Annotated in this window: 20 protein-coding genes and 1 pseudogene; 16 read left to right on the plus strand and 5 right to left on the minus strand. The window is 40.0% G+C overall.

The window, feature by feature from the left end; translation table 11 throughout:
- Positions 1-2: 2 nt before the first annotated feature.
- Positions 3-593 (minus strand): hypothetical protein, encoded by a 591-nt coding sequence (locus IA57_RS10795; RefSeq protein WP_036123120.1) that lies wholly within the window; start codon positions 591-593, stop codon positions 3-5.
- A 243-nt stretch (positions 594-836) separates the two neighbouring features.
- Between IA57_RS10795 and IA57_RS10800 the strand changes: the two genes are divergently transcribed.
- The 13 genes from IA57_RS10800 to IA57_RS10860 all read left to right on the plus strand — a co-directional run bounded on the left by IA57_RS10800 (position 837) and on the right by IA57_RS10860 (position 15,343).
- A complete protein-coding gene (locus IA57_RS10800; RefSeq protein WP_084176754.1) occupies positions 837-1,382 on the plus strand; it encodes an RNA polymerase sigma factor in 546 nt (181 codons plus the stop codon).
- Positions 1,383-1,385: 3 nt separating this feature from the next.
- The gene (locus IA57_RS10805; protein WP_036123124.1) at positions 1,386-1,565 is read left to right on the plus strand and encodes a hypothetical protein; all 180 of its coding nucleotides are present in this window, start codon (positions 1,386-1,388) and stop codon (positions 1,563-1,565) included.
- Between the two features lie 11 nt (positions 1,566-1,576).
- Entirely contained in the window at positions 1,577-2,404 is an 828-nt protein-coding gene (locus IA57_RS10810) for a mechanosensitive ion channel family protein (RefSeq protein WP_036123126.1), read from the plus strand.
- Positions 2,405-2,541: 137 nt separating this feature from the next.
- Entirely contained in the window at positions 2,542-3,831 is a 1,290-nt protein-coding gene (pabB, locus tag IA57_RS10815; protein WP_036123128.1) for an aminodeoxychorismate synthase component I, read from the plus strand.
- A 16-nt stretch (positions 3,832-3,847) separates the two neighbouring features.
- On the plus strand, positions 3,848-5,167 hold the full coding sequence (gene tilS / locus IA57_RS10820) for a tRNA lysidine(34) synthetase TilS (RefSeq protein ID WP_036123131.1): 1,320 nt from the start codon (positions 3,848-3,850) through the stop codon (positions 5,165-5,167).
- Positions 5,164-7,167 carry a protein-disulfide reductase DsbD family protein gene (locus tag IA57_RS10825; protein WP_036123134.1) on the plus strand — a complete coding sequence of 668 codons (2,004 nt, stop codon included), beginning with the start codon at positions 5,164-5,166 and terminating at the stop codon, positions 7,165-7,167. The genes tilS and IA57_RS10825 overlap by 4 nt, the downstream gene beginning before the upstream one ends.
- Before the next feature lie 82 nt (positions 7,168-7,249).
- The gene (ade, locus tag IA57_RS10830) at positions 7,250-8,872 is read left to right on the plus strand and encodes an adenine deaminase (RefSeq protein WP_036123137.1); all 1,623 of its coding nucleotides are present in this window, start codon (positions 7,250-7,252) and stop codon (positions 8,870-8,872) included.
- 54 nt (positions 8,873-8,926) lie between these two features.
- Entirely contained in the window at positions 8,927-10,798 is a 1,872-nt protein-coding gene (locus IA57_RS10835; RefSeq protein ID WP_036123140.1) for a CocE/NonD family hydrolase, read from the plus strand.
- Between the two features lie 7 nt (positions 10,799-10,805).
- Positions 10,806-11,660 (plus strand): phosphatase PAP2 family protein, encoded by an 855-nt coding sequence (locus IA57_RS10840; protein WP_036123144.1) that lies wholly within the window; start codon positions 10,806-10,808, stop codon positions 11,658-11,660.
- A 47-nt stretch (positions 11,661-11,707) separates the two neighbouring features.
- The gene (locus tag IA57_RS10845; protein ID WP_036123148.1) at positions 11,708-13,246 is read left to right on the plus strand and encodes a YifB family Mg chelatase-like AAA ATPase; all 1,539 of its coding nucleotides are present in this window, start codon (positions 11,708-11,710) and stop codon (positions 13,244-13,246) included.
- A 172-nt stretch (positions 13,247-13,418) separates the two neighbouring features.
- Positions 13,419-13,844: a hypothetical protein gene (locus IA57_RS10850; protein ID WP_236625394.1), complete on the plus strand. Its 426-nt coding sequence runs from the start codon at positions 13,419-13,421 to the stop codon at positions 13,842-13,844.
- Positions 13,845-13,847: 3 nt separating this feature from the next.
- Positions 13,848-14,567: a hypothetical protein gene (locus tag IA57_RS10855; protein WP_036123153.1), complete on the plus strand. Its 720-nt coding sequence runs from the start codon at positions 13,848-13,850 to the stop codon at positions 14,565-14,567.
- The gene (locus tag IA57_RS10860; RefSeq protein WP_036123156.1) at positions 14,543-15,343 is read left to right on the plus strand and encodes a sensor histidine kinase; all 801 of its coding nucleotides are present in this window, start codon (positions 14,543-14,545) and stop codon (positions 15,341-15,343) included. The genes IA57_RS10855 and IA57_RS10860 overlap by 25 nt, the downstream gene beginning before the upstream one ends.
- On the opposite strand, the gene IA57_RS10865 is transcribed toward IA57_RS10860, so the two are convergent.
- Positions 15,340-16,041: an RluA family pseudouridine synthase gene (locus tag IA57_RS10865; protein ID WP_036123158.1), complete on the minus strand. Its 702-nt coding sequence runs from the start codon at positions 16,039-16,041 to the stop codon at positions 15,340-15,342. The genes IA57_RS10860 and IA57_RS10865 overlap by 4 nt on opposite strands.
- A 2-nt stretch (positions 16,042-16,043) precedes the next feature.
- The gene (gene panB / locus IA57_RS10870) at positions 16,044-16,862 is read right to left on the minus strand and encodes a 3-methyl-2-oxobutanoate hydroxymethyltransferase (protein ID WP_036123160.1); all 819 of its coding nucleotides are present in this window, start codon (positions 16,860-16,862) and stop codon (positions 16,044-16,046) included.
- 123 nt (positions 16,863-16,985) lie between these two features.
- Between panB and IA57_RS10875 the strand changes: the two genes are divergently transcribed.
- On the plus strand, positions 16,986-17,447 hold the full coding sequence (locus IA57_RS10875) for a nuclear transport factor 2 family protein (RefSeq protein WP_036123164.1): 462 nt from the start codon (positions 16,986-16,988) through the stop codon (positions 17,445-17,447).
- 1 nt (position 17,448) lies between these two features.
- On the opposite strand, the gene IA57_RS10880 is transcribed toward IA57_RS10875, so the two are convergent.
- The gene (locus IA57_RS10880; RefSeq protein WP_036123167.1) at positions 17,449-18,873 is read right to left on the minus strand and encodes an L-serine ammonia-lyase; all 1,425 of its coding nucleotides are present in this window, start codon (positions 18,871-18,873) and stop codon (positions 17,449-17,451) included.
- Between the two features lie 102 nt (positions 18,874-18,975).
- Positions 18,976-19,470, minus strand: a complete 495-nt coding sequence (locus IA57_RS10885; protein WP_036123168.1) for a hypothetical protein — start codon at positions 19,468-19,470, stop codon at positions 18,976-18,978.
- 138 nt (positions 19,471-19,608) lie between these two features.
- Between IA57_RS10885 and dnaK the strand changes: the two genes are divergently transcribed.
- Both dnaK and IA57_RS10895 read left to right on the plus strand, forming a co-directional pair.
- Positions 19,609-21,573: a molecular chaperone DnaK gene (gene dnaK / locus IA57_RS10890; protein WP_084176756.1), complete on the plus strand. Its 1,965-nt coding sequence runs from the start codon at positions 19,609-19,611 to the stop codon at positions 21,571-21,573.
- Between the two features lie 427 nt (positions 21,574-22,000).
- Positions 22,001-25,494: pseudogene (locus tag IA57_RS10895) on the plus strand (hypothetical protein); the annotation flags it as partial.

Here is a 25,494-nt window from a genome sequence, read left to right on the forward strand (position 1 = left end):
TTTTATAACTCTTTAAGTAAATCGGCAATACGAATGCGGTTGTTGTAATTGCTTTCATTTATATCGCGCACAAAACACCGCACGTCGGTTACTTTATTTTTAACCCGTACAGAAAGCTCTGTTACCGTAAATGGCCCATGCTCCTCAAAATTTTGAATGTAGTAAAATTGATGTTCCTTAATAAGGGTTTTAGCTTTTTTAAGGTATTTGTCTAAAAGGAATTTTTGTAAATCGGCTTTGGTGTTCAAGCTGTGCTTATAGCTACTTTCATCTACAAAAAAGGCATAATCGTCGGTGCCTTTTTTATTAATAACAAGCACATCGGTATCTTTGTAGTGCAAACTAACCACTTGGCGACCATCTTCGGTTTGTATGGAAAAAAAATTGGTGGTGATATGCTGCCAATGGGTTTGTGTAATTTTAGCGTTTTCAATAATATCCAAGCTGTGGTCGGGTCTAAAAACATAAACCACCTTTTTGCTGGCCAGACCATTTATTAGCACCCATTCAATGTTAATAAAATGGTTGTGGTAATGTTTTTCAAAAACAAAAGGAATGAGTTTAGGAAGAAGGTTGTAGTAATAATTTGTCATGCACAAAGGTGTTAAGGCGTTTTTTGCGGCACTAATTAATGTAACGTGTTTTTTAAAAAAATAGTATAGTTAATGAAAAAGGCAAAGGTTGCAAAGGGCTGTTTTTTAAAGGCTTGCTTTTTTATAAGACCTTTTTTTAAAAAAACACGCCTTTTTATGTAACTTCTAAACAAAATAGGTGTCTTAAGCATGGGATAAGTAATTAATGCAAATTAATTGAAATTAAGTTTTACAAAAAAATCCTTGACAGACGAGGAACTCATAGGCCGCATTGTTAGAAATAACGATGCTGCCCTATTTGAGGTGCTTTACGACAGGTATGCAAACTTGGTTTACAATAAGTGTTTGGGGTTTTCCAAAAGTGAAGACGAAGCAAAGGACTTAACCCAAGATGTTTTTTTAAAGCTCTTTGTAAAGCTGTCGTCTTTTAAGGGGAAATCGAAATTCTCTACTTGGCTTTACGCCTTTACCTACAACCACTGTGTTAATTACGTTACAAGAACAACGGCAAAAAAAATAGAAAAACATGCCGTAGAAGCCGATAATATTAAAGAAGAATTTGACGACGATGATGACGATAAGGATGGCCTGTACCAGATGAAAGTCGACAAACTTAAAATCGCCCTAGAGCGCATACCACCAGACGATAAGGTGATCATTCTTCTTAAATACCAAGACCAACTAACTATAAAGGAATTGCAAGACATTTTCGATATAGGGGAAAGTGCCGTTAAAATGCGATTAAAACGTGCCAAGGATAAATTAATTAATGCATATAACCACCTTTAAGCTATGGAAAACCCGTTTAAAGAACTGCAAGAGCCTTTAAGGGCAGCTCCAGAAGACCTGAAAGGGAAGGTGATGAAAGATATCGCTTTTGCTAAGTTTTTAATGGACCTGTCGCGTTTGTTTTCAATAAACGTAGGCGAGATTATAGAACGAACTCTTAAAAAAAGAACCGAAAATAACTAAACTTACTTAACATGGATAAAATTGATGAATGGAAAGACATGCTGCTAAATTCACTAAGCACGATTTGGAATGACATTATTGCCGTAGTTCCTAAAATGATGGGGGCCATTTTAATCTTGCTAATAGGGTGGGTGGTAACCAAAATTTTAGTCAAAATCCTAAAACGAGGACTAACCGTTATTAAAGCCGATAAGTTAGACGACAAGCTTAACGAGCTTAATTTTTTTGGCGATAAAAAGCTAAACTTTAACATAGTAAACATTGCCGGCAGTTTTGTTAAATGGGGGCTGTTCTTGGTGTTTTTAATCTTGGCAACACAAATTATGGAGTGGACCATAATTTCGGAAGAAATAAGCAGTCTGCTACGTTATTTGCCACAACTGCTCAGTGCCATAGCATTATTTTTAATAGGCCTTTACATTGCCGGACTTGTAAAAAACACCATTTATAAGTTTTTTAAGGAGTTGGATTTTTCTGGTGGAAAAATTATAAGCAACCTAATCTTTTTGGTGTTGTTTGTGTTTGTAACCATTACAGCCTTAAACCAAGCGGGTATAGATACTGGAATAATTACCAATAACATTACCCTTATTTTGGGCGGGTTTCTTTTGGCTTTTGCCCTAGCTGTTGGCTTGGGTGCCAGAAGTACGGTAGAAAGCTTATTAAAGGCTTATTATACAAGACGTTTGTTTGTTTTAGGGCAAATGGTGTCTTTTAATGGCATTTCGGGCGAGATAATTGCCGTTAACGATATTTCGGTAACCCTAAAAACAACACAAGGAAAACTTATTGTACCCATAAAGGATTTGGTAGACAATCAGGTGACAATCGAAAATTAAACATTTTGAAGTGCTGTGGCAGCTTCAAAATATATAAAAGCCTTTTCTTTATTTTGAAAGGGCTTTTTGTATTTTCATAATCCTGTACTTGTACGCTTGGGCATTTATTCGGTAATTTGTAAAATAAAGTCAAGCATTTGCGTCACATACATAAATACTACCCCAAAAACGTAAATACCTTTAAAAAGCAATTATTGGCGTGGAGCCAAGCGTTTGATGAAATCGTTTGGTTAGACTCCAATAGCTTTAAAAGCGCCTATTCTAATTTCGATGCCGTTTTGGCCGTGGGTGCGTTAACCTCTATTTCTACCGATTACCACCAAGCTTTTCAAAATTTAAAGGAGTACCAAACCAACACCAAAGATTGGATATTTGGCTACCTGTCTTACGATTTAAAAAATGATGTCGAAGCCCTAGTTTCCAATAATTTTGATGGTTTGGAGTTTCCCGAGCTTGTTTTCTTTCAGCCTAAAAAACTTTTTTTTATTAAAGAAGGCATGGTAGAATTGCATTATCTAACAATGGTCGCGCATGAGATGGAAACGGACCTAAGCAGCATACAATCTTGCGTATTAGAGGCTTATAAAACACAGGATAAGATAAAAGTTAAACTTCGGATTAATAAGGATGAATACCACAGCAAGGTAGAGAAATTATTAGAGCACATTCATAGAGGCGATGTATATGAAGCCAATTTTTGCCAAGAATTTTATGCGGAAGAAGTTGCGATTAACCCTTTACAGATTTACAACAACTTAAATCAAATTTCCAATCCCCCGTTTGCGACGTTCTTAAAATTTTACGACAAATACTTGTTGTCGGCCTCGCCAGAGCGCTATTTAAAAAAAACTGGCAACAGCCTGCTATCGCAGCCCATAAAAGGCACGTCTAGGCGCTCGGAAGACCCTATAGAGGATAACCAATTAAAGGCGCATTTAAAAGCCGATGAAAAGGAACGTAGCGAAAATATCATGATTGTAGATTTGGTACGTAACGATTTATCGCGTACAGCCATGAAAGGAAGTGTAACGGTAGAAGAGTTGTGTGAGGTATACACATTTCAGCAAGTACATCAAATGATTTCAACCATAACCTCAAAAATAAGTAACGATGTGCACCCAGTAGATGTTATAAAAACGACCTTTCCCATGGGCAGCATGACAGGCGCGCCAAAGGTGTCTGCCATGACCATTATAGAGCAGCTGGAAGAAACCAAACGCGGACTTTACTCTGGTGCTGTAGGTTACTTTTCGCCCGCTGGCGATTTCGATTTTAACGTGGTGATAAGAAGCATTCTCTATAATAAAACCAAACAATACGTGTCGTATTCGGTGGGTGGTGCTATAACGGCAAAAAGCGAACCTGCAAAAGAATACGAAGAGTGCCTGGTAAAAGCAAAGGCCATGCGCGAGGTTTTGGAAAATTAAATGGTATTTTTGAAACATGATAAAAGCGTTAGCACAACATTTAAGCACAACATTACCGTTTCTTAAAGAGGGGCGCTTGCTTATTGCCATTTCTGGCGGAGTAGATAGCGTGGTGTTAACCCATGCTTTACACGCCTTAAAATACCCCATAGCCTTAGCGCATTGCAATTTCAACCTTAGAGGTGAAGAAAGCGATGCCGATGAAGCGTTTGTGGTTGCTTTGGCAGAAAGCTTAGGTGTTGAAGTTTTTATCCAAAAATTTGACACGCTGGGATACGCCCAAACACATAAGTTGTCTACCCAAATGGCGGCACGAGCGTTGCGTTACCAATGGTTTAATGCGTTGTGTGAGCAACTGCATTACGACTTTGTACTAACAGCACACCATGCCGACGATAACTTGGAAACGTTTTTAATTAACCTGTCGCGCGGTACAGGCATCGAAGGGCTTTCGGGTATCCCGCAAATGAACGATTTTGTTGTTAGGCCATTACTGCCATTTTCTAGAGCGCAAATTGAAACCTATGCTCAAGAAAATAAGTTGTCTTGGCGTGAAGATAGTAGCAATGCATCAACCAAATATTTGCGTAACCAATTGCGCCATGAGGTTATCCCGCAATTAAAGGGATTAAATGCAACGTTTTTACAAAATTTTCAGAAAACGCAGACTTACCTTCAAGAGAGCGAAAGCATTATTCAGGATCGGGTAGATGAGGTGTTTAATCAGGTTGTCGATAAGATTTCGGAAGATGTCATTTTTTTTAACATTGAAAAAATTCAAGCACTATCTCGTCCTAAAGCGTATTTATACCACATGCTATCTCCTTATGGATTTACCGAGTGGAACGATGTGGTAAATTTACTTACAGCGCAATCTGGAAAACAAGTATTGTCGAAAAATTACACTTTGTTAAAGGATCGGGATTGTATAATGCTTTCTAAAAACAAGGCAAACAGCGTTACATCAATCATTCAAATAAAAGAAGCACAGCATAGCGTTGAAACCCCTTTGGGGCGTTTGTTATTTGAAGACGTTAAGAACATGGGGCCATCTGCCTCCAACACCATTTATATTGATAAAGATTTGTTAAAATACCCGTTGTCTGTAAGACTATGGCAAAAAGGCGACTATTTTTATCCCTTTGGAATGCAAGGCAAAAAAAAGGTGAGTAAATATTTAAAAGACGAAAAGCTTTCCTTGCTTGAAAAAGAACGCATTTTTGTACTTTGTTCCAATAATAACATTGTTTGGGTGGTTAACCGCCGCACAGACGACAGATATAAAGTAACCCAACAAACCAAACAGGTATTAAAAATACAACTACAATACGTATGAAGCCTATACTAACGACCTTAATTTTAACATTAGTTACATTCTTTAATGTCCAGTCTCAAATCCTAGATCCCGTAACATGGTCTCATGAAGTTAAGAAACTATCTGGCACAGAGTACGAACTGGTTTTTAAGGCAGATATAGAAGATCATTGGCATTTGTATTCACAAAAACTTCCAGAAGATGGACCGCTTCCAACCGAGTTTATTTTCGATTCAACCCAAGTAGACAAAACGTTTAAGTTAATTGGTCATGTTGTAGAAAGTGAGTTTATAACAGAGTACGATAAGGTGTTTGATATGAAGTTGAACTTCTTCGATGGAAATGCCACTTTTAAGCAAAAAATAGAGGTGTTAGACCAAAGCTTAAAAACCATTTCTGCCGAAATTGCCTATCAAGCTTGTGATGACGAACGTTGTATTTACAAGTTTAAAACCATCGCTTTTAATCTTAATAACAGCACACAAGCCACCGAAGAAAAAACAGCAGTTTCACCTAACAAAACAGACGCTGAGATAAATGCTTCAGAAGTAGAAACTACAGACGATACAGAAGCATCTAAAGGCTTGTTAAAAATATTTTTTACGGCCTTTTTCCTAGGGTTTTTAGTCTTGTTAACCCCATGCGTGTTTCCTATGATTCCAATGACGGTGAGTTTCTTTACCAAGCAGAGTAAAACCAGAGCGGCAGGAATAAAAAATGCTTTGGTTTATGGGTTTTTTATCATTGTTATTTACACCCTTTTAGGAACCGCGGTTTCGGCCATGTTTGGCAGCAATGCCATGTACGAGTTTTCTACAGGTGTGGTGTTTAATACCATCATGTTTTTTGCCTTAGTTATTTTTGCCTTTTCATTTTTAGGCGCTTTCGAAATCATGCTGCCCAATTCGTGGGTAAATAAAGTAGATCAAGGTGCTAATAAAGGCGGGATTTTAGGCATATTTTTTATGGCCTTGGCCTTAGCCGTAGTGTCGTTTTCATGCACTTTTCCAATTGCCGGTACAGCCTTGTTAGATGCTGCCACCAAAGGCGGTATTGCACCTATTGTAAGCATGCTCGGGTTTTCGTCGGCAATCGCTTTGCCTTTTGCGTTGTTTGCCTTTTTCCCAAGTTGGTTAAACTCCATGCCAAAATCGGGCGGATGGTTAAACACCGTAAAAGTGGTGTTAGGCTTCCTAGAATTGGCCTTTGCCTTTAAATTCCTGTCTATGGTCGACTTGGTATTGGAATGGCACTTCCTAGAGCGCGAAGTATTTATAGCCATTTGGATTGCCATTTTTGGTACCTTAGGCCTTTACCTTTTAGGTAAAATTAAATTGCCACACGATTCGCCATTAACCCACATTTCGGTAGGCCGTTTAAGTTTGGCCATACTAGCGTTGTCATTTACCATATACATGGTTCCCGGACTTTGGGGCGCCCCGTTAAAGTTAATTAGTGGTTTCCCGCCACCAATGAGCACCAATAGCGAATCGCCTTATGGGGTTGGTTACATGAAAAAGCAGGTTAATGCTGTTTCGGGTAAAGCCATGCCTACCGAACTGCCAGAAGGAGCACACTTTGGCCCGCACGATATTATTGCCTTTCACGATTACGATACGGGCTTGGCTTATGCTAAATCGGTTAACAAACCCGTTATGTTAGACTTTACAGGAATTACCTGCGTAAATTGCCGTAAAATGGAAGAGCAAGTGTGGATTAACGATCGTGTTTTTAAGTTGTTAAATAACGAAGTGGTGCTCATCTCACTATACGTAGACGACAGAGAGAAACTACCAAAAGAAGAACAGTACGAATCGGAGTTCTCGGGCAATAAAATTAGAACTTACGGCCAAAAATGGTTGGAGTTTCAACAAAAACGCTACAATACCAATGCGCAGCCCTTATACGTAATTCAAGATACTAATGGAAACGATTTAAACAAAACCGTAGGCTATATGCCCGATGCCAACGAGTATTTTGAGTGGATGATGGAAGGAGTGTCTAAGTTTAAAGACAATTAATAAGAATCATATAAAACATTAAAGCGGGATTTATTCCCGCTTTTTTTATAAGAAATGTTTTAGCTTTACTAAAAGAACTAAAATGACATTACAAGGTAATATTGTTGATATATTAAATAAGAGAATTTTTAAAGGTGAAGTTACAATTGAAGCAGGAAAAATCACATCTATTGTAGAAAAAAATCATCCTATAGAAAACTATATATTACCAGGGTTTATCGATGCCCATATTCATATAGAAAGTTCTATGTTAGTCCCAAGTGAGTTTGCTAAAATAGCCGTACAGCATGGTACAGTAGCATCGGTCTCCGACCCACATGAAATAGCAAATGTTTTAGGTGTTAAAGGTGTTGAGTTTATGATTGAAAATGGTAAGCAAACACCATTTAAGTTCAATTTTGGTGCACCATCGTGCGTACCCGCGACAGCTTTCGAAACGGCTGGTGACACAATAGATGCCGAAGGCATTAAAACCTTACTGGCAAATCCAGACATCAAATATTTAGCCGAAATGATGAATTATCCTGGGGTGTTACATGGCGATGCAGAAGTCATGAAAAAAATACAATGGGCAAAACAATATAATAAACCCATAGACGGGCATGCACCGGGATTAACCGGGGCAGACCTAGACACCTACATTGCCGCAGGCATAACAACCGATCATGAGTGTTTTACGTATAACGAAGGCCTGGAAAAGCTTCAAAAAGGCATGAAAGTTATAATTCGAGAAGGCAGTGCCGCCAAAAACTTCGAAGCGTTAATTGATTTATTACCCGATCATTTCGAAAACATGATGTTTTGTAGCGACGACAAACATCCAGACGATTTATTGCTTGGACATATTAACCGGCTTTGCGAAAGAGCTGTAGCCAAGGGAATAGACGTGTTTAAAGTATTACAAGTGGCTTGTATAAATCCTGTAGAGCATTATAATTTAGATGTTGGTACATTAAATAAAGGCGATCAAGCCGATTTGGTTATAGTAGAAGATTTAAAGCATTTTAAAGTGTTGGAAACGTACATAAATGGCAGCTGTGTTTTCAAGGAAGGTATGTCGTTTATGCCGCATGTGCCATTTAAGATTATTAATAAGTTTAATACAGAAAAGAAGCAGGTTTCAGATTTTAAGGTGCCTTCAACGGCATCAAAAATAAACGTTATTCAAGCCTTGGACGGCGAGTTGATAACAAAAAAGCTTGTTGCCAATGCCATGGTAAAAGAAGGTGATTTGATAGCAAACCTTTCAGAAGATATTTTAAAAATAACCGTTGTAAATCGTTACAATAATGCTGCGCCTGCTTTGGCTTTTATAAAAGGATTTGGATTAAAAGAAGGAGCTATTGCCAGCTCGGTAGCGCACGATTCGCACAATATTGTTGCCGTTGGTGTTAGTGATGAGGCCATTTGTAAAGCCGTTAATTTAATTATTGAAAGTCAGGGTGGTATTTGTGTGGTTTCAGATGACGATGAATTAGTAATGCCACTACCAGTTGCTGGAATTATGAGTGATCAAGATGCAGAAACAGTGGGTAAGTTATATCAGCAATTAGATTTAAAAGCTAAATCTTTAGGAAGCGAATTAACCGCTCCATTTATGACCTTAAGTTTTATGGCATTGTTGGTAATACCGTCTTTAAAGTTGAGTGATAAGGGATTGTTTGATGGGTCGCGCTTTAATTTTCTGTCTTTAGAAAACCGTTAACATTTTTTTGGCTTTTATTGAATATCTTTAGCCTTTTTTAATTAAATGCCTACTATGAGAAAACTTTTGGTACTGTCTTTATTATGCATGTTATGTGTTGTAGCCTGTAAAAGCAGCTCATCCAAACCCGACAACGCACTAAAAACCTCATATGCCAAAACACATTATACCAAAAAGGAAGTAACCATAGAAATGCGCGATGGCATTACACTGCACACAACCATTTATTCGCCAAAGGACAGCACCAAAACCTATCCTATTTTATTAAAACGCACACCGTACAGTTGCAGACCATACGGCGAGGATGAATTTTTAGCGACCATAGGCCCTAATAAATATTTAATGGAGGAAGGAAACATTATGGTTTATCAAGATGTTCGGGGGCGTTGGAACAGTGCAGGGGTTTACGATAATATGCGGGCCTACATCCCCAATAAAACAGGCATTCAAACAGATGAATCCAGCGATACATACGATACCATTGATTGGTTGGTTAATAACGTACCAAATAATAACGGAAACGTAGGTACCTATGGCATTTCGTATCCGGGGTTTTATGCCACTTACTCCTTGTTAGATGCGCATCCAGCGCTAAAAGCAGTTTCGCCCCAAGCTTGTATTGGCGATTTCTTTTTTGATGATTTTTACCATAATGGCGCCTATTTGTTAAGTTATTGGCGGGCAACATCGGTTTTTGGGTATATGAAAAATACCCCGACAAAAGAGGCTTGGTACGAGTTCCCCAACATAGGTACAGAAGACCAATACCAGTTTTTTTTAGATGCAGGTCCATTAAGTAATTTAAACCACTATTATAGCGAGGATAATGTGTTTTGGGAGCAGTTAAAAACACACAATACCTACGATGAATTCTGGCAAAAACGAGGCATTATTCAACATTTAAAAAACATAAAACCTGCTACCATGGTTGTGGGGGGGCTTTTTGATGCCGAAGATTTGTACGGCCCGTTTAACACCTACAAAGCCATAGAAAAAAACAGTAAAAACAATTACAATACTGTAGTTTTTGGGCCGTGGAGCCATGGCGATTGGGCTAGGACAAACGACAGGCAAGTGGTGGGGAACATTCATTTTGGAGATAGTATTTCAGACTATTACCAAAAGCATATCGAAACAAAGTTCTTTAACCATTTTCTTAAAGGTCAGGCCAATGGAAAAACAGGATTGCCAGAAGCCCACATGTTTAATACAGGAACTAAAGCATGGGCCTCTTTTAACGCTTGGCCACCAGAAAACACCAGTAAAATGAGGTTCTTTTTACAAGCAGACGAAAAACTTACCCAAAAGACCGATAAGGAACATGGTGCTTCAAGCTTTATTAGCGACCCTAAAAAACCGGTGCCGTATTCAGAAGATATTAAAGTTGTTTTTACCCCACGAAAATTCATGACCGACGACCAACGTTTTGCTGCACGCCGACCAGATGTTTTAGTGTTTGAAACCGAACCGTTAACAGAACATATTACCATGGCCGGCGATATTTTGGCCAAGTTAAATGTGGCAACCACAGGAACAGCAGCCGATTGGATTGTAAAGGTTATTGATGTTTTTCCGCATGATACGGAAAATACAGATGATGTTCAAGAGCACTTAAAACTAAGCAATTACCATATGATGGTGCGGAGTGAGGTAATACGAGGCCGTTTTAGAAATAGCATGACAACACCAGAGCCGTTTGTGCCCAACCAAAAAACAGCTGTGCCATTAGGGCTTCAGGATGTTTTTCATACGTTTAAAAAGGGGCATAAAATTCAAATTCAGGTGCAGAGTACCTTTTTTCCGTATATCGACATCAATCCGCAAACGTATGTCGATAATATTTTTAAGGCCAAACCAGAGGATTTTAAAGTTCAAACCCATACGGTGTTTCACGACTCCGAAATAGAATTTACAGTATTAAGATAATTAGCATATGAAACATATCTTTTTAGGGCTATTATTGGTGCATACCACATGGCTTTTTTCGCAAACCGATTCCCTGATGATGGATCCGGCCTTACAACCCGATAAAAACCAGTCGAACTGGGAAAAAGCCAAGTACGATGGAGTGTCGGCCTTTAAGGGTATTATGCATGCGTATTCCAGACCCTTTCACTGGAAAGGCAACGATTGGCTAACAGTTGGTGCCGTCGTGGCAGGAGAAGCTGTGTTGTATACTGTAGACACCGATTTGGAAGCGTACTTTACCAACCAGGGTGAGCATATTCCAGAAGGGTTAAAAGAATTTGGGTGGCATTTAGGGAAACCACAATACAACTACCTGCTTATTGGAGGGATTTATGTTGGCGGTTTGTTAACTAAAAATGAAAAAGTACGCCGAACCGGGGTTTTAATGATTTCTTCGGCTACGGCCACAGGCGTATTTCAAACGGTTATGAAAACAGTAGTTGGTCGTGCTAGACCAGGGGCAGAATTAGGAAAACACGATTTTGAGATGTTTAGCAGCAAGGCAAGCCACCACTCATTTCCGTCGGGGCATACCATGTTAAGCTTTACTTTGGCCCACGCTTTGGCAAAACAGTTTGATAATGTTTGGCTTAAAGCCGGAATTTATGCCGTAGGCTCCATAACGCCTTTATCGAGAATGTGGGTGCGTGCCCATTGGGCGACAGATGTAGCTTTAGGAGCTGTAATAAGCATAGTGACGGTGGATAGTATAGATAAGTTTTTAAACCAATCTAACCGTTATCCGGAAGCTAATAAAAATAAAATATCTTGGCGTTTTAAGGCGGGGTATAACACGTTTGGCGTTATAGGGACATTCTAAATAATTTAATTTTTTTTTCCTACTTTTAAGAGCAAACTAAATGTTTTATGCTCAAAAAAGTTTTTGGAAGTGCTGTTTTTGGTGTTGAAGCAACAACCATAACTGTAGAAGTTAATGTCGATTCTGGTATTGGCTATCACTTAGTAGGGTTGCCAGACAATGCTATAAAAGAAAGTAATTACCGCATTGCTGCGGCACTTCAAAATAATGGGTATAAAATTCCAGGAAAGAAAATCATCATTAACATGTCACCTGCCGATTTACGTAAAGAAGGCAGTGCTTACGATGTAACTTTGGCCATTGGCATACTAGCAGCTTCAAAACAAATAAAAGCAGACCATTTAGAAGACTATTTAATCATGGGCGAACTGTCTTTAGATGGCACCCTGCAGCCTATAAAAGGCGCCTTGCCTATTGCCATAAAGGCTAGGGAAGAAGGCTTTAAGAATTTTATCATACCAAGTCAGAATGCCAAAGAAGCAGCTATTGTTAACGATTTAAAGGTTTTTGGCGTAGATAATATCAAGCAGGTCATTAACCATTTTAACAAAGGCGAACCCTTACCGCAAACCACCATAAACACTAGAGAAGAGTTTTACAAGAATTTGGATTTTCCAGAGTTCGATTTTGCCGATGTTAAAGGTCAAGAGTCCATAAAACGGTGTATGGAAATTGCCGCAGCAGGAGGGCATAACATTATTTTAATAGGCCCACCAGGAGCAGGGAAAACCATGTTGGCCAAGCGTTTGCCGAGTATTTTACCGCCAATGACACTTCAAGAAGCGCTAGAAACCACAAAAATTCATTCGGTGGCCGGTCGGGTAAAAGCTCATATGGGGTTAATGGCTCAACGCCCGTTTAGGAGTCCGCACCATACCATAAGCAATGTCGCCTTGGTTGGTGGGGGCAGTTACCCACAACCGGGCGAAATTTCGCTATCGCATAACGGCGTATTGTTTTTAGATGAACTTCCAGAATTTAAACGGGAAGTTTTAGAGGTTATGCGGCAGCCTTTAGAGGACAGGGAAGTCACTATTTCCAGGGCAAAGTTTACCGTAACCTACCCCTCGTCCTTCATGTTGGTGGCCAGTATGAACCCAAGCCCCAGCGGCTATTTTAACGATCCAGATGCACCGGTAACCTCTTCGCCAGCCGAAATGCAGCGGTATTTAAGTAAAATTTCCGGGCCGTTGTTGGATAGAATAGACATTCATATTGAAGTGACTCCAGTACCTTTTGAAAAGCTATCGGACGATAGAAAAGGAGAGGCTTCAGTAGCCATAAGAAAACGGGTTACATTAGCAAGGGATGTACAAACACAGCGGTTTAAAGATGCAGACAACATACATTACAATGCCCAAATGGGCACGAGGCAAATTAGAGAATTCTGTGCTTTAGACGAACCGTCTAAGCAGTTGCTTAAAACAGCCATGGAGCGCTTAAATCTTTCGGCTAGAGCTTACGATAGAATTTTAAAGGTGGCACGTACCATTGCCGATTTAGAGCAGTCTAGTTCTATTTTAGGACAGCATATCACCGAAGCCATTCAATATAGAAGCTTAGATAGAGAGGGGTGGTTGGGATAACATAAAACGCAGCTGTAATATTTTTCTTGTTAACGATACTATGTTCTAACTTTTTAATACTTTTAAAACCATCTATTAACCAACCTAACACATAATGAAAAAACTTGTTTACCTCATTTTGGGAGTTCTGTTTGGGGCCTTGTTATGTTACTTATATTTAAATCCAAATAATATGACTGAAACTCCAGAAATTATTAAACCCAAAGGCGTTATTACACCAAAAGAAGCAAAAGCCTTAGATGCTGCTTTTAATTCGAGGCACCAATTAATAAGCGATTCTATTGTAAAACGTCCAGACAACCGTTCTAGTTGGTATTCACTAGACGATATGCGTAACTATTTAGATTATGCCGAAAATCAAGCCAAAGCATTGGGCTATACCATGGATGGCGTGCGTATTTATTTAGGCGCTCATGCCAATGAAGGCGACCAAGTAGGCTATACTACCATGTTTTTAATTCCTACGGGAACCAAAAACCTAGAAGAAGGCAGCAGCATGCCATTACCAGCCTTTAAAGCCAGTAGTGATATTTCTGAAGGTGATGGGTTGAATGATGGAGGAAATGGTGAACCGCCAAGTGCTAACTATCCACAATAGGTTTTGGAAGAGTTTTTAAGACAGAATTATACTTTATTAGTGCGGTCAGTAGAAATGCTGGCCGCAATTATAGGTGTGTTTTGCCTAAAAAAATATAAACACACCACAGCTAAGTACTTTATTTATATAGTAATTTATTGGGTGTTAGTAGACCGTTTAGGTGGCTATACAACTGATATTAATAATTATAAGTGGCTACATTTTATAAAACTTAAAATAGAAGGTACCTGGTTTGAAAAAAACTACTGGTGGTATTCTATTTTTAGCTTTTTTTTAGCACGCTTATTTTTTATTCTATACTTTTTAAAGATTCTTAAAAACAAGTACTTTAAACAAACGATTAAAGTCCTTACAATATGTTACGTTATTGCCTACTTAACTTACTATGCAATACATTTTGAAAGCCTATTTTTACATTTTACTCACATTAGTTTAAAAATATTTGGAGCGGCAATCATCTTTTTATGTTGTATTTTTTATTTTATAGAAGTCTTGCTGTCAGATAAAATTTTAAACTTTTACAGATCCCTCAATTTTTATATTGCAGCTGTATTGTTTATTTGGGTGTTAATTTTAACACCCGTGTCATTTTACAATGTGTATTTCACCACAGCAGATTGGAACTTTGTTGTATTAAAGTGGCAAATATATTTAGGAGCCATTATGTTTATGTATTTAACCTTTAGTTTTGCTTTATTATGGTGCAAGCCACAGAACGATTAGTCACTACAGATGCCCAACGCTACTTGCTTATTTATATGATAGTAGTTTTGGTTGTGCTTACCACATTGGTTATTGTGTTTTTTGTGTTTTTTCAAAAGCGTAAAAATAAGTTGCTTCTGGATAAAATAAAGCAACAACGTGCATTTGATAAAGAAATGCAACGTGCCCAAACCGAAGTGCAAGAACAAACCTTAAAAAACATAGGTTGGGAGCTCCACGATAATATTGGACAGCTTTTGGCATATGCCAACATGCAAATGAACATGCTTAGTACCCAAGTAGAAGAGAAGGTAAAGCCTACTTTAAACGCCACTTCCGAAACTATTAAACAAAGTTTACAGGAAGTTAGGGCATTGTCTAAGTCTTTAAATAACGATGTGCTGTTAAATATGGGGCTTATAGATTCTATAAAAAATGAAATTAGCCGTTTAGAACGTTTAAGGTTTGAACGCGTCGTGTTTGATATAGACGGAGAAGCACGGCCATTAACAGACCAAAACCATCAGGTTATTATATTTAGAATTTTGCAGGAATTTTTCTCCAATGCGGTAAAATATTCAGAAGCCGATACCCTTACCATTCAATTAAACTACCAGCCGGAAACCTTACAGATTACCGCTACCGATAACGGCAAGGGGTTTAATGTAGAGGCGGCTAAAAAAGGCGCCGGCCTTATTAACATGAAAAGTCGTGCTAAACTAATCAAATCAGAGTTTAAGCTATCGTCAAAACCAGATCAAGGCACCAAATTGGTGTTAACTTATCCGTTGGGCTAAATTGCTTCACAAGCTTCCCATAGGGGATCTTCAGGCAATGGGGCCACAACACGTATAAGCTCATTTTTTACAGGATGTGTAAACTCTAGTTGTCTTGCATGCAAGCTAATACTGGCGTCGGGATTACTGCGGTTAAAACCATATTTTAAATCGCCTTTTATAGGGCAGCCAATGCTTGCCAATTGGCATCTAATTTGGTGGTGCCTGCCGGTTTCTAATTCAATTTCCAAAAGAAAATAATGGTCTAACGCTTTTAAAACCTTATAGTGAAGTATGGCTTTCTTGCTGTCCTTGGTGTCTTTAGTAAACGCAGTAGATTTGTTGTTTTTAGGATTTTTCCGCAACCAGTGTACCAAGGTGTCTGCTGTTTTTGGCGGGGCGTTTTTAACTAAAGCCCAGTAGGTTTTTTGGGCTTTTTTTTCGGCAAAAAGCTTATTCAGTCGGGGGAGTGCCTTACTGGTTTTGGCAAACAGCACAATACCTGTTGTGGGTCTGTCCAACCTATGTACCACCCCCAAATAAACATTTCCGGGTTTGTTGTACGTGTGCTTTATATAGTCTTTTACAACGTCGCTTAATGGTTTATCGCCTGTTTTATCGCCTTGTACAATATCGCCAGCACGTTTGTTTACCACAATTAGGTGGTTGTCTTCAAAGAGCACTTGTAAGTTAGACTTGTTGGAAAGGGTTTTACTCACAATTAATATTGTTCATTTTCATTTGGAAAACTCACAGCCTTCACATCGGCTGCATATTGTGAAATGGCAGTAGTCATCTCTTCATATAGATTCATGTAGCGGCGTAAAAAACGCGGGTTAAACTCATGTGTCATGCCAATCATGTCATGCAGTACCAAAACCTGGCCATCAACACCACTGCCAGCGCCTATACCAATTACCGGAATGGTTAGCGCTTTGGCCACCTGACTAGCAAGTTTGGCCGGAATTTTCTCTAGAACTATAGCAAAACACCCTATTTTTTCAAGCATTTTGGCATTGGCAATAAGCTGTTCGGCTTCTTCTTCTTCTTTGGCTCTTACCGTATAAGTGCCAAATTTATATATGGACTGCGGAGTTAAACCTAAATGTCCCATAACAGGAATCCCGGCATTAAGAATGCGTTTAATAGACTCTTTAATTTCTTTACCACCCTCTAGCTTTACAGCATGTCCGCCACTTTCTTTCATAATTCTTATGGCAGAGCGTAACGCTTCTTTTGGGTCGCTTTGGTAAGATCCAAACGGGAGGTCAACCACCACTAAGGCTCGGTCTATAGCACGTACAACGGAAGAGGCGTGATAAATCATTTGATCCAACGTTATAGGTAAGGTGGTTTCATGGCCTGCCATGACATTACTGGCAGAGTCACCTACAAGTATAACATCAATTCCTGCCCCATCAACAATCTTGGCCATAGTATAATCATAGGCGGTTAACATCGAGATCTTTTCTCCAGTATTTTTCATGTCAACCAACGATTTTACCGTAATGCGCTTGTATTCTTTTTTTGCTACAGACATAGTTTAGTTTTTAGTGGATGGTAAAATTAACAAAATGTACGGGTTTAACTGTTAAACTTTTCTATAATTAAGCGGTTAAAAAACAGGAAACTTTACCTTTAAGTACTATAAACAATAATACGCATGGTAAGAATAATACGTTTTTTAGCTTTGCTAATGGTTACTACGGTAATAGGGCAAACCAACCCGGAGATCGAGGTAAAGCAAGCCATCGATACCTTTTTTGAAGGATTTCATAAGGGCGATACCACTTTAATGAAATCGGTCTTGGCCGATAAGATCTTATTGCAAACGGCCTTTAAAAACAAGGCAGGGCAAGACCAATTAGCAACCGACGACCTCACTAAATTACTAGCTGCCATTGGTGGGCGTCCCGAAACCCAGAAGTGGGAAGAAAAGCTACTAGACTATACCATTAAGGTCGATGGCAATATGGCAAACGCCTGGATACCATACGAATTTTGGCTTAACGATAATTTTAGTCATTGCGGGGTAAATTCGTTTCAGTTGTTTAACAATAACGGGGCATGGCAGATTATTTACCTAATCGACACACGAAAACGTCTTGGGTGTTTAGAGGATTAGGTTAGCAGTCTACTAGGTTTACCCCAATAGCCAAGCCACCTTCGCTGGTTTCTTTGTATTTAGAGTTCATGTCTTTGGCAGTTTCCCACATGGTATTAACCACTTTATCTAGAGGAACTTTAGCATTGTTGGGGTCGCTATCCAATGCCAGTTCTGCAGCATTTATGGCTTTTATGGCGCCCATGGAATTTCGTTCTATGCAAGGAATTTGCACCAGACCACCAATAGGGTCGCAAGTTAAACCAAGATGGTGTTCCATGGCAATTTCTGCGGCCATAAGCACTTGTTCTGGCGAGCCTCCAAGCAGTTCGCAAAGGGCTCCAGCAGCCATGGCAGAAGAAACCCCTATTTCGGCTTGACACCCACCCATAGCAGCACTAATGGTTGCCCCTTTCTTAAAAATACTGCCTATTTCGCCGGCAACCAAGAGAAACTTTTTAATGTGTTCAAAATTAGCATCGTGATTTTCAATAACCATATAGTACATCAATACGGCGGGAATAACACCAGCACTACCATTGGTTGGTGCTGTAACCACGCGACCAAGCGATGCGTTAACTTCGTTTACGGCCAGAGCAAAACAGCTTACCCATTTTAAAATAGATCTAAATTTAACTTCGGTTTGCCTAATAACTTGTAGCCATTCTTCGGGAGATTGGTATGCTAATGCGCCTTTTAGTTTTTGGTGCATGTCAAAAGCACGGCGTCTTACATGCAATCCGCCGGGCAATTCGCCTTCGGTATGGCAACCAATATACATGCATTCTAGCATGGTGTCCCAGATACGTTTTAGCTCGGCATCGATGGTTTCTATGTCGCGTATGGATTTTTCGTTTTCAAGAACAACACCAGAAACAGGCAGCTGTAAGTCTTTGCAATACTTTAGCAGGTCAACCCCTTTTTCGGTAGGATAAGGAAACGTACAATAAAAAATAATTTTATTGGCCTTGGCATTTTTGCGTTCTTCTTTAACTACAAATCCGCCGCCAATGGAGTAGAAGGTAGACTTGTAATTTTTGCCGTTAAGGGTTGCTGTAAATGTTAAGGCATTGGCATGAAAAGGCAGGAATTTTTTATTAAACCTAATATCCGATTCAAAATCGAAAGGCAGTATCCTTTCGTTGTTAAGGTTAATTTCTTTTTGCGCTTTTACACGGGAAATAATGGTATCGATATTTTCAACTGGCATGCGTTCTGGGTCGGCGCCACTTAACCCTAAAACCGTAGCAAGATCTGTAGCATGGCCTTTACCAGTTAAGGAAAGGGAACCGTAAAGATCGACCGAAACTTTTTCAACTTTCGAAAATCTGTTTTTTTCTTTAAGTTCGGCAATCCATCTTTCTGCAGCCCGCCATGGACCAAGGGTGTGCGAGCTAGAAGGCCCAACGCCTATTTTTAACATATCGAAAACCGAAATAGATTCCATATTAATGCATTAAATGATTGTAAACAAAGATACGGTTTGTCTTAAACTAAGACTAATTTAGGCATGTTAAAAAGCACCCGAGCTTAAAAATTTAAAAGCCGCCTATTTAAGGTTAAAATGGTCTATTTGGTAAGCTTCGGTAACGGCATCCAAACTGTTTACATCCACATTGTCTACATTGTCGGCAGGTACAACAACAACCCTAAACACTTGGTTTTGGGTCCATAAAGGGTCTAGTGTGCTAAAATCTGTACTGCCTTCTAGAAAAAAGCGCACATCGTTTTGGGTAAAATCGAAATTGTAAATTAGGGAGGAGTTGTCGTTAAACTCAATAAATTGAGGTAGTGGGCGCCAAATATCTTGACCGTTCGCGGTATCCCAAAGGATGTAAACCAAGGTTACATCAGAGGGGTAAACATCAAAGCCATAAGGCTCGACAAACTCATAATTGTTGGAGGCATTAAAATCGATTACAATTTCAAACGCACTAGAAACAATTAGGCCACCGTCATACCCTGGAGGCCCTTGTGGGCCTTGCGGACCTTCACAAGAAAATAATATAAAAGCAGAAACAACAAGCAAGACAATCTTTTTCATGATAAAACACTTTAGGGTTTTGTTAAATGTACAAATACCTTTTTAGATATGAAGGTCCCTTTAAAAAATTAACAATATGACATCGTGTCACATTTTTTGTCATGGCATAAAGATTGACAAACACTAAGTGAGTTTAAAATGAATATAAATGTTCTTGCTATTAAGAACGAAACAAAAATACAGAAACAAAAAGTTATGAGTAAAATTATTGGAATTGATTTAGGTACAACCAACTCGTGCGTTTCAGTAATGGAAGGTAACGAACCCGTTGTAATCCCTAATGCAGAAGGTAAGCGTACCACACCATCTGTAATCGCTTTTGTTGAGGGTGGCGAAATTAAAGTTGGCGACCCGGCAAAACGACAAGCAGTAACCAACCCACATAAAACCGTGTATTCGATTAAGCGTTTTATGGGAAACAAATATTCTGAATCTGAAAAAGAAGCAGGACGCGTACCATACAAAGTGGTAAAAGGCGATAACGATACCCCAAGGGTAGATATTGATGGCCGTTTATACACACCACAAGAGCTTTCGGCCATGATTCTTCAAAAAATGAAGAAAACTGCCGAGGACTATTTAGGTCAAGATGTAACAGGAGCCGTAATTACCGTGCCTGCGTATTTTAACGATTCGCAGCGTCAAGCTACTAAAGAAGCCGGGGAAATTGCAGGTTTAAAAGTAGAGCGTATTATTAACGAGCCTACGGCTGCAGCTTTGGCTTATGGTTTAGATAAAAAAGATTCGGACCAAAAAATCGTAGTATTCGACTTTGGTGGTGGTACACACGATGTGTCTATCCTAGAACTAGGAGATGGCGTATTTGAAGTATTATCTACCGATGGTGATACACACTTAGGAGGTGACGATGTCGATGAAAAAATCATCAACTGGTTGGCAGAAGAGTTTAAATCTGAAGAGGATATGGACTTGCGTAAAGACGCCATGGCCCTACAACGTTTAAAGGAAGCTGCCGAAAAAGCAAAGATTGAATTATCGTCTTCTTCACAAACCGAAATTAACCTACCTTACATTACAGCAACGGCAAGTGGCCCAAAACACTTGGTACGCACGCTAACACGTTCTAAATTCGAACAGTTAATCGACGATTTAGTAAAACGTACTATCGAGCCATGCCAATCGGCACTTAAAGCTGCGGGATTATCAACAAGCGATATCGATGAGATTATCTTAGTAGGTGGGTCAACACGTATTCCAGCGGTACAAGAAGCCGTAGAAAAATTCTTTGGTAAAAAACCTAGCAAGGGTGTAAACCCAGACGAGGTAGTTGCTGTTGGCGCCGGAATTCAAGGAGGGGTATTAACAGGAGATGTTAAGGATGTCCTTTTATTAGACGTTACACCACTATCTCTTGGTATAGAAACCATGGGTAATGTAATGACCAAGTTAATCGAGGCTAATACCACCATTCCAACCAAAAAATCGCAAGTATTCTCAACTGCTGCCGACAATCAGCCTTCAGTAGAAATACATGTATTGCAAGGAGAGCGTCCTATGGCCGCCGATAACAAAACCATTGGTCGTTTCCACCTAGATGGTATTCCACCAGCAAAACGAGGAACACCTCAAATTGAAGTAACCTTCGATATTGATGCCAACGGTATTATAAAAGTATCTGCCGAGGATAAAGCAACCGGTAAGAAACAAGATATTAGAATTGAAGCGTCTTCTGGATTAACCGAAGAGGAAATCCAAAAGATGAAACAAGAAGCAGAAGCCAATGCCGAAGCCGATGCTAAAGCAAAAGAAACTGCCGATAAGTTAAATCAAGCCGATGCCATGATTTTCCAAACCGAAAGTCAGCTGAAAGAATTTGGTGATAAACTATCTGATGATAAGAAAAAACCAATCGAGGCCGCCTTGGAAGACCTTAAAAAGGCTTACGAGACTAAAGACATTGCCGTTATCGATCCCGCTTTAGAGAAAATTAACGAAGCCTGGAAAGTCGCTAGCGAGGAGATGTACAAAGCACAAGCCGAAGCCCAACAAGGCGGAGCAGGAGCAGAGCAACCACAGGGCGATGCAGGAGCATCAAACGAAGGTAGCGACGTAGAAGACGTAGACTTCGAAGAAGTTAAGTAGCCTGTGCTGAGTGAAGTCCGAAGTATGGACTTCGAATTTAAAAAGCAGTGAAATAATAAACGTGTTATGTCGAGAGTAATCGAGTAATAGCACAAACTTAAAAAACGCAATCATTAATTTTGATTGCGTTTTTTTATGTAAATCATACTAGCTAAGGTACAAGAGCAATAGGTCGCTCCTTTGGCGTGCCTAAATGCCTAGGGCTGTAATTCACTAGTAATTAAAAAGTTATTTTCGTTTTTAGAGATTAAATAAAAAAAAAAAACATATATTTGTTTCACCTTCGCTAAATATAATAGCATAATTAATGATTAATAGCAGTGTTTAACTCTTTTTAAAAATAAGAGTTAGGTTTTTGCTCAAACTACTTTTGTTCTTAGCGTTAGCTAATGTTTATGGTTATTGTTTAATCTAAAACTATTTAACCATGAATGCTAACAACATTAAAATGCTTTTTAGGGAGGTTCCCTGGAAAAAACTTATTACTTTATTTGTTCTAGTCTGTTGCTTATGTTTTGAAAATACACTTCAGGCACAGGCTATTGACACAGGTACATCTGTCCATGCCGATTTTGGTATAGACGGTGATGTATACGATGATCAATTATCTTATTGGCCTTTTGATGCGGCCGCTTATATCGACCAAGCATTGGGCATAGACGACTGGCTAGACAGCGCTCCAGATGGCAACACAGCCACGGGAGCCGGAGTTATTGATATATTCTCCCCTGAAGCTTTGTCAGAAATAGCTGGAATTAGTGCTGGGCAAAATGCCTTTGCCGAGTTAAGGCAGTCTGCGCCCATATACTCAACGCCAGAAGGCGATAACAGGATATGGATAGATGCAGCGTTTTATAGAGACCAGTATGTGGCTGGTGGCAATCAGGACGCTACGGTGTTTGATCAATCTATAAACAAAAACTTCGATGATCCTAGAGCCTGGGGCCTTAAAGTAGGTGATGTGCCAGCAAAAACAGATATTATCGACGTTTACGCCCACCTAAGAAGAGACTTTCCCATTACGTTTCAATGGGCCTATATCGCTGCATCAACAGCTGATGCCGACGGTAGTAACCACTTAGATTTTGAATACTTCAGAAAGCGAATTCAACTAGACGGATTTAACATTGTTTATGAAAACCCCACAGAAGAAGGTCTGGATTGTGGGCATACAACCTATAAGTTTGGCGCCACAGGTAATGTTGAAGAACACGGCGATATCCTATTGTCTGTAGATTATACACAAGGGGGTAGAGAAGCCGAAATTACATTATTGGTATGGATTGATAAGAACGATTTTCCAACCGATGCAGATTTCGATAATTTTAATACATTAGGCGACAGACCTTTTGATTTTTATGATGCTGGTAACGGCTATGTTTTTGCTGCCTGTACTAATTCTGTTGAAGGCGATGAGTCCAACTTTGGTTATGCAAGAATTGCACTTCGTGAAGGAATTTCCGATGAAGCCATTTTCTCAGAGTTAAACAATACCGGCCCTACAGCAGCGCCTTATTGGGGAACTATTGATTCTGGAGGGGATCAAATATCTGAATATCCAACAGATACGTTTGTAGAATTTGCTATTAACTCAACCCTTTTAGGGTTTGATACCAATTCTGAAGACGGTTCCTGTGAAAGACCATTCGGAAGTGTTTTGGTAAAATCAAGATCTTCAGCTTCATTTACTTCATCACTTAAAGATATGGCAGGACCATTTAATTTAGGAGATCAGCCAGAGGTTGTGGTAGAAATTGATGATGCCGAATATGAATGTTTTGAAACCTCTGCAACCTTAACAGTTTCAACAGTACCTCCATCAGACCCACCAGGAGTATCCTATACCTACCAATGGTATGTTTGGAATGCAGGTACAGAGTCTTGGGATATTATTGAAGGGGCTGTTAATAGCACCTACGATGCAACAGTGGGTACCTATATGGTTGAGGCCACTATTATAAGAAATGGCATTGGCGGCTGTACATCAGCAAGCAACTCGGCTACAGTAACCCAAGGTACGCAGGCAGAAACCTTAGTGCCTTCATGTCCAGATAATGTAAGTGTTGACTGTCAAGATGACATCGCAGCAGATTTTGCGTCATGGATGGATGGTGCAGGTTTTTCTTATGAAGGAGGCGGTGGTGTTGTAACCGAAGCGTTTGCATATTATTTAGATGATGAAGAAGTTACATTAGAAAATTTTGTTGCCCCTAACTTCTGTGATGGCGGTGTTGCTAAAATTAGATATACCGTTTCAGATGAATGTGAACAAGAAGAATTCTGTGAAACAACATTTACAGTGGCAGTCGATGAGACCGATCCAACGATAGCCGATATAGACGACTATATGTTACCGGGTTGTAACACAGCGTGGCCAGATGATTTAACCACGAGCTGGAGTGACAACTGTTCCGATGGTGGATCAATTGATTCTGATGGCGGTGTTGCCGATGGTTCAGATGGATGTATCCAGTACCGCTTATATACGTTCAGCGTAACGGATGATTGTGGCAACAGTGCTACCGAGACCGTGCGTGTATCTAGAATGTACGATGAGACCGATCCAACGATAGCCGATATAGACGACTATATGTTACCAGGTTGTAACACAGCGTGGCCAGATGATTTAACCACGAGCTGGAGCGACAACTGTTCCGATGGTGGTTCAATCGATTCTGATGGCGGTGTTGCCGATGGTTCAGATGGATGTATCCAGTACCGCTTGTATACGTTTAGCGTAACGGATGATCGTGGCAACAGTGCTACCGAGACCGTGCGTGTATCTAGAATGTACGATGAGACCGATCCAACGATAGCCGATATAGACGACTATATGTTACCGGGTTGTAACACAGCGTGGCCAGATGATTTAACCACGAGCTGGAGCGACAACTGTTCCGATGGTGGTTCAATCGATTCTGATGGCGGTGTTGCCGATGGTTCAGATGGATGTATCCAGTACCGCTTGTATACGTTTAGCGTAACGGATGATTGTGGCAACAGTGCTACCGAGACCGTGCGTGTATCTAGAATGTACGATGAGACCGATCCAACGATAGCCGATATAGACGACTATATGTTACCGGGTTGTAACACAGCGTGGCCAGATGATTTAACCACGAGCTGGAGCGACAACTGTTCCGATGGTGGTTCAATCGATTCTGATGGCGGTGTTGCCGATGGTTCAGATGGATGTATCCAGTACCGCTTGTATACGTTTAGCGTAACGGATGATTGTGGCAACAGTGCTACCGAGACCGTGCGTGTATCTAGAATGTACGATGAGACCGATCCAACGATAGCCGATATAGCCGATTATATGTTACCGGGTTGTAACACAGCGTGGCCAGATGATTTAACCACGAGCTGGAGTGACAACTGTTCCGATGGTGGTTCAATCGATTCTGATGGCGGTGTTGCCGATGGTTCAGATGGATGTATCCAGTACCGCTTGTATACGTTTAGCGTAACGGATGATTGTGGCAACAGTGCTACCGAGACCGTGCGTGTATCTAGAATGTACGATGAGACCGATCCAACGATAGCCGATATAGACGACTATATGTTACCGGGTTGTAACACAGCGTGGCCAGATGATTTAACCACGAGCTGGAGCGACAACTGTTCCGATGGTGGTTCAATCGATTCTGATGGCGGTGTTGCCGATGGTTCAGATGGTTGTATCCAGTACAGATTGTATACGTTTAGCGTAACGGATGATTGTGGCAACAGTGCTACCGAGACCGTGCGTGTATCTAGAATGTACGATGAGACCGATCCAACGATAGCCGATATAGACGATTATATGTTACCGGGTTGTAACACAGCGTGGCCAGATGATTTAACCACGAGCTGGAGTGACAACTGTTCCGATGGTGGTTCAATCGATTCTGATGGCGGTGTTGCCGATGGTTCAGATGG

Origin of the sequence: Mangrovimonas yunxiaonensis (assembly GCF_000733475.1) — a bacterium.
In the GTDB taxonomy this organism is placed as follows: Bacteria; Bacteroidota; Bacteroidia; order Flavobacteriales; family Flavobacteriaceae; genus Mangrovimonas; species Mangrovimonas yunxiaonensis.

What these genes read in the sequence shown, in the direction of transcription:
- IA57_RS10860 (WP_036123156.1), top strand. Translation starts at nt 14,543, where the DNA reads ATGGTGCAAGCCACAGAACGATTAGTCACTACAGATGCCCAACGCTAC.
- tilS (WP_036123131.1), top strand. Translation starts at nt 3,848, where the DNA reads ATGATAAAAGCGTTAGCACAACATTTAAGCACAACATTACCGTTTCTT.
- IA57_RS10835 (WP_036123140.1), top strand. Translation starts at nt 8,927, where the DNA reads ATGAGAAAACTTTTGGTACTGTCTTTATTATGCATGTTATGTGTTGTA.
- IA57_RS10850 (WP_236625394.1), top strand. Translation starts at nt 13,419, where the DNA reads ATGACTGAAACTCCAGAAATTATTAAACCCAAAGGCGTTATTACACCA.
- IA57_RS10810 (WP_036123126.1), top strand. Translation starts at nt 1,577, where the DNA reads ATGGATAAAATTGATGAATGGAAAGACATGCTGCTAAATTCACTAAGC.
- IA57_RS10875 (WP_036123164.1), top strand. Translation starts at nt 16,986, where the DNA reads ATGGTAAGAATAATACGTTTTTTAGCTTTGCTAATGGTTACTACGGTA.
- IA57_RS10885 (WP_036123168.1), bottom strand. Translation starts at nt 19,470, where the DNA reads ATGAAAAAGATTGTCTTGCTTGTTGTTTCTGCTTTTATATTATTTTCT.
- dnaK (WP_084176756.1), top strand. Translation starts at nt 19,609, where the DNA reads ATGAATATAAATGTTCTTGCTATTAAGAACGAAACAAAAATACAGAAA.
- IA57_RS10825 (WP_036123134.1), top strand. Translation starts at nt 5,164, where the DNA reads ATGAAGCCTATACTAACGACCTTAATTTTAACATTAGTTACATTCTTT.
- IA57_RS10840 (WP_036123144.1), top strand. Translation starts at nt 10,806, where the DNA reads ATGAAACATATCTTTTTAGGGCTATTATTGGTGCATACCACATGGCTT.
- IA57_RS10880 (WP_036123167.1), bottom strand. Translation starts at nt 18,873, where the DNA reads ATGGAATCTATTTCGGTTTTCGATATGTTAAAAATAGGCGTTGGGCCT.
- IA57_RS10845 (WP_036123148.1), top strand. Translation starts at nt 11,708, where the DNA reads ATGCTCAAAAAAGTTTTTGGAAGTGCTGTTTTTGGTGTTGAAGCAACA.
- ade (WP_036123137.1), top strand. Translation starts at nt 7,250, where the DNA reads ATGACATTACAAGGTAATATTGTTGATATATTAAATAAGAGAATTTTT.
- panB (WP_036123160.1), bottom strand. Translation starts at nt 16,862, where the DNA reads ATGTCTGTAGCAAAAAAAGAATACAAGCGCATTACGGTAAAATCGTTG.
- IA57_RS10805 (WP_036123124.1), top strand. Translation starts at nt 1,386, where the DNA reads ATGGAAAACCCGTTTAAAGAACTGCAAGAGCCTTTAAGGGCAGCTCCA.
- IA57_RS10795 (WP_036123120.1), bottom strand. Translation starts at nt 593, where the DNA reads ATGACAAATTATTACTACAACCTTCTTCCTAAACTCATTCCTTTTGTT.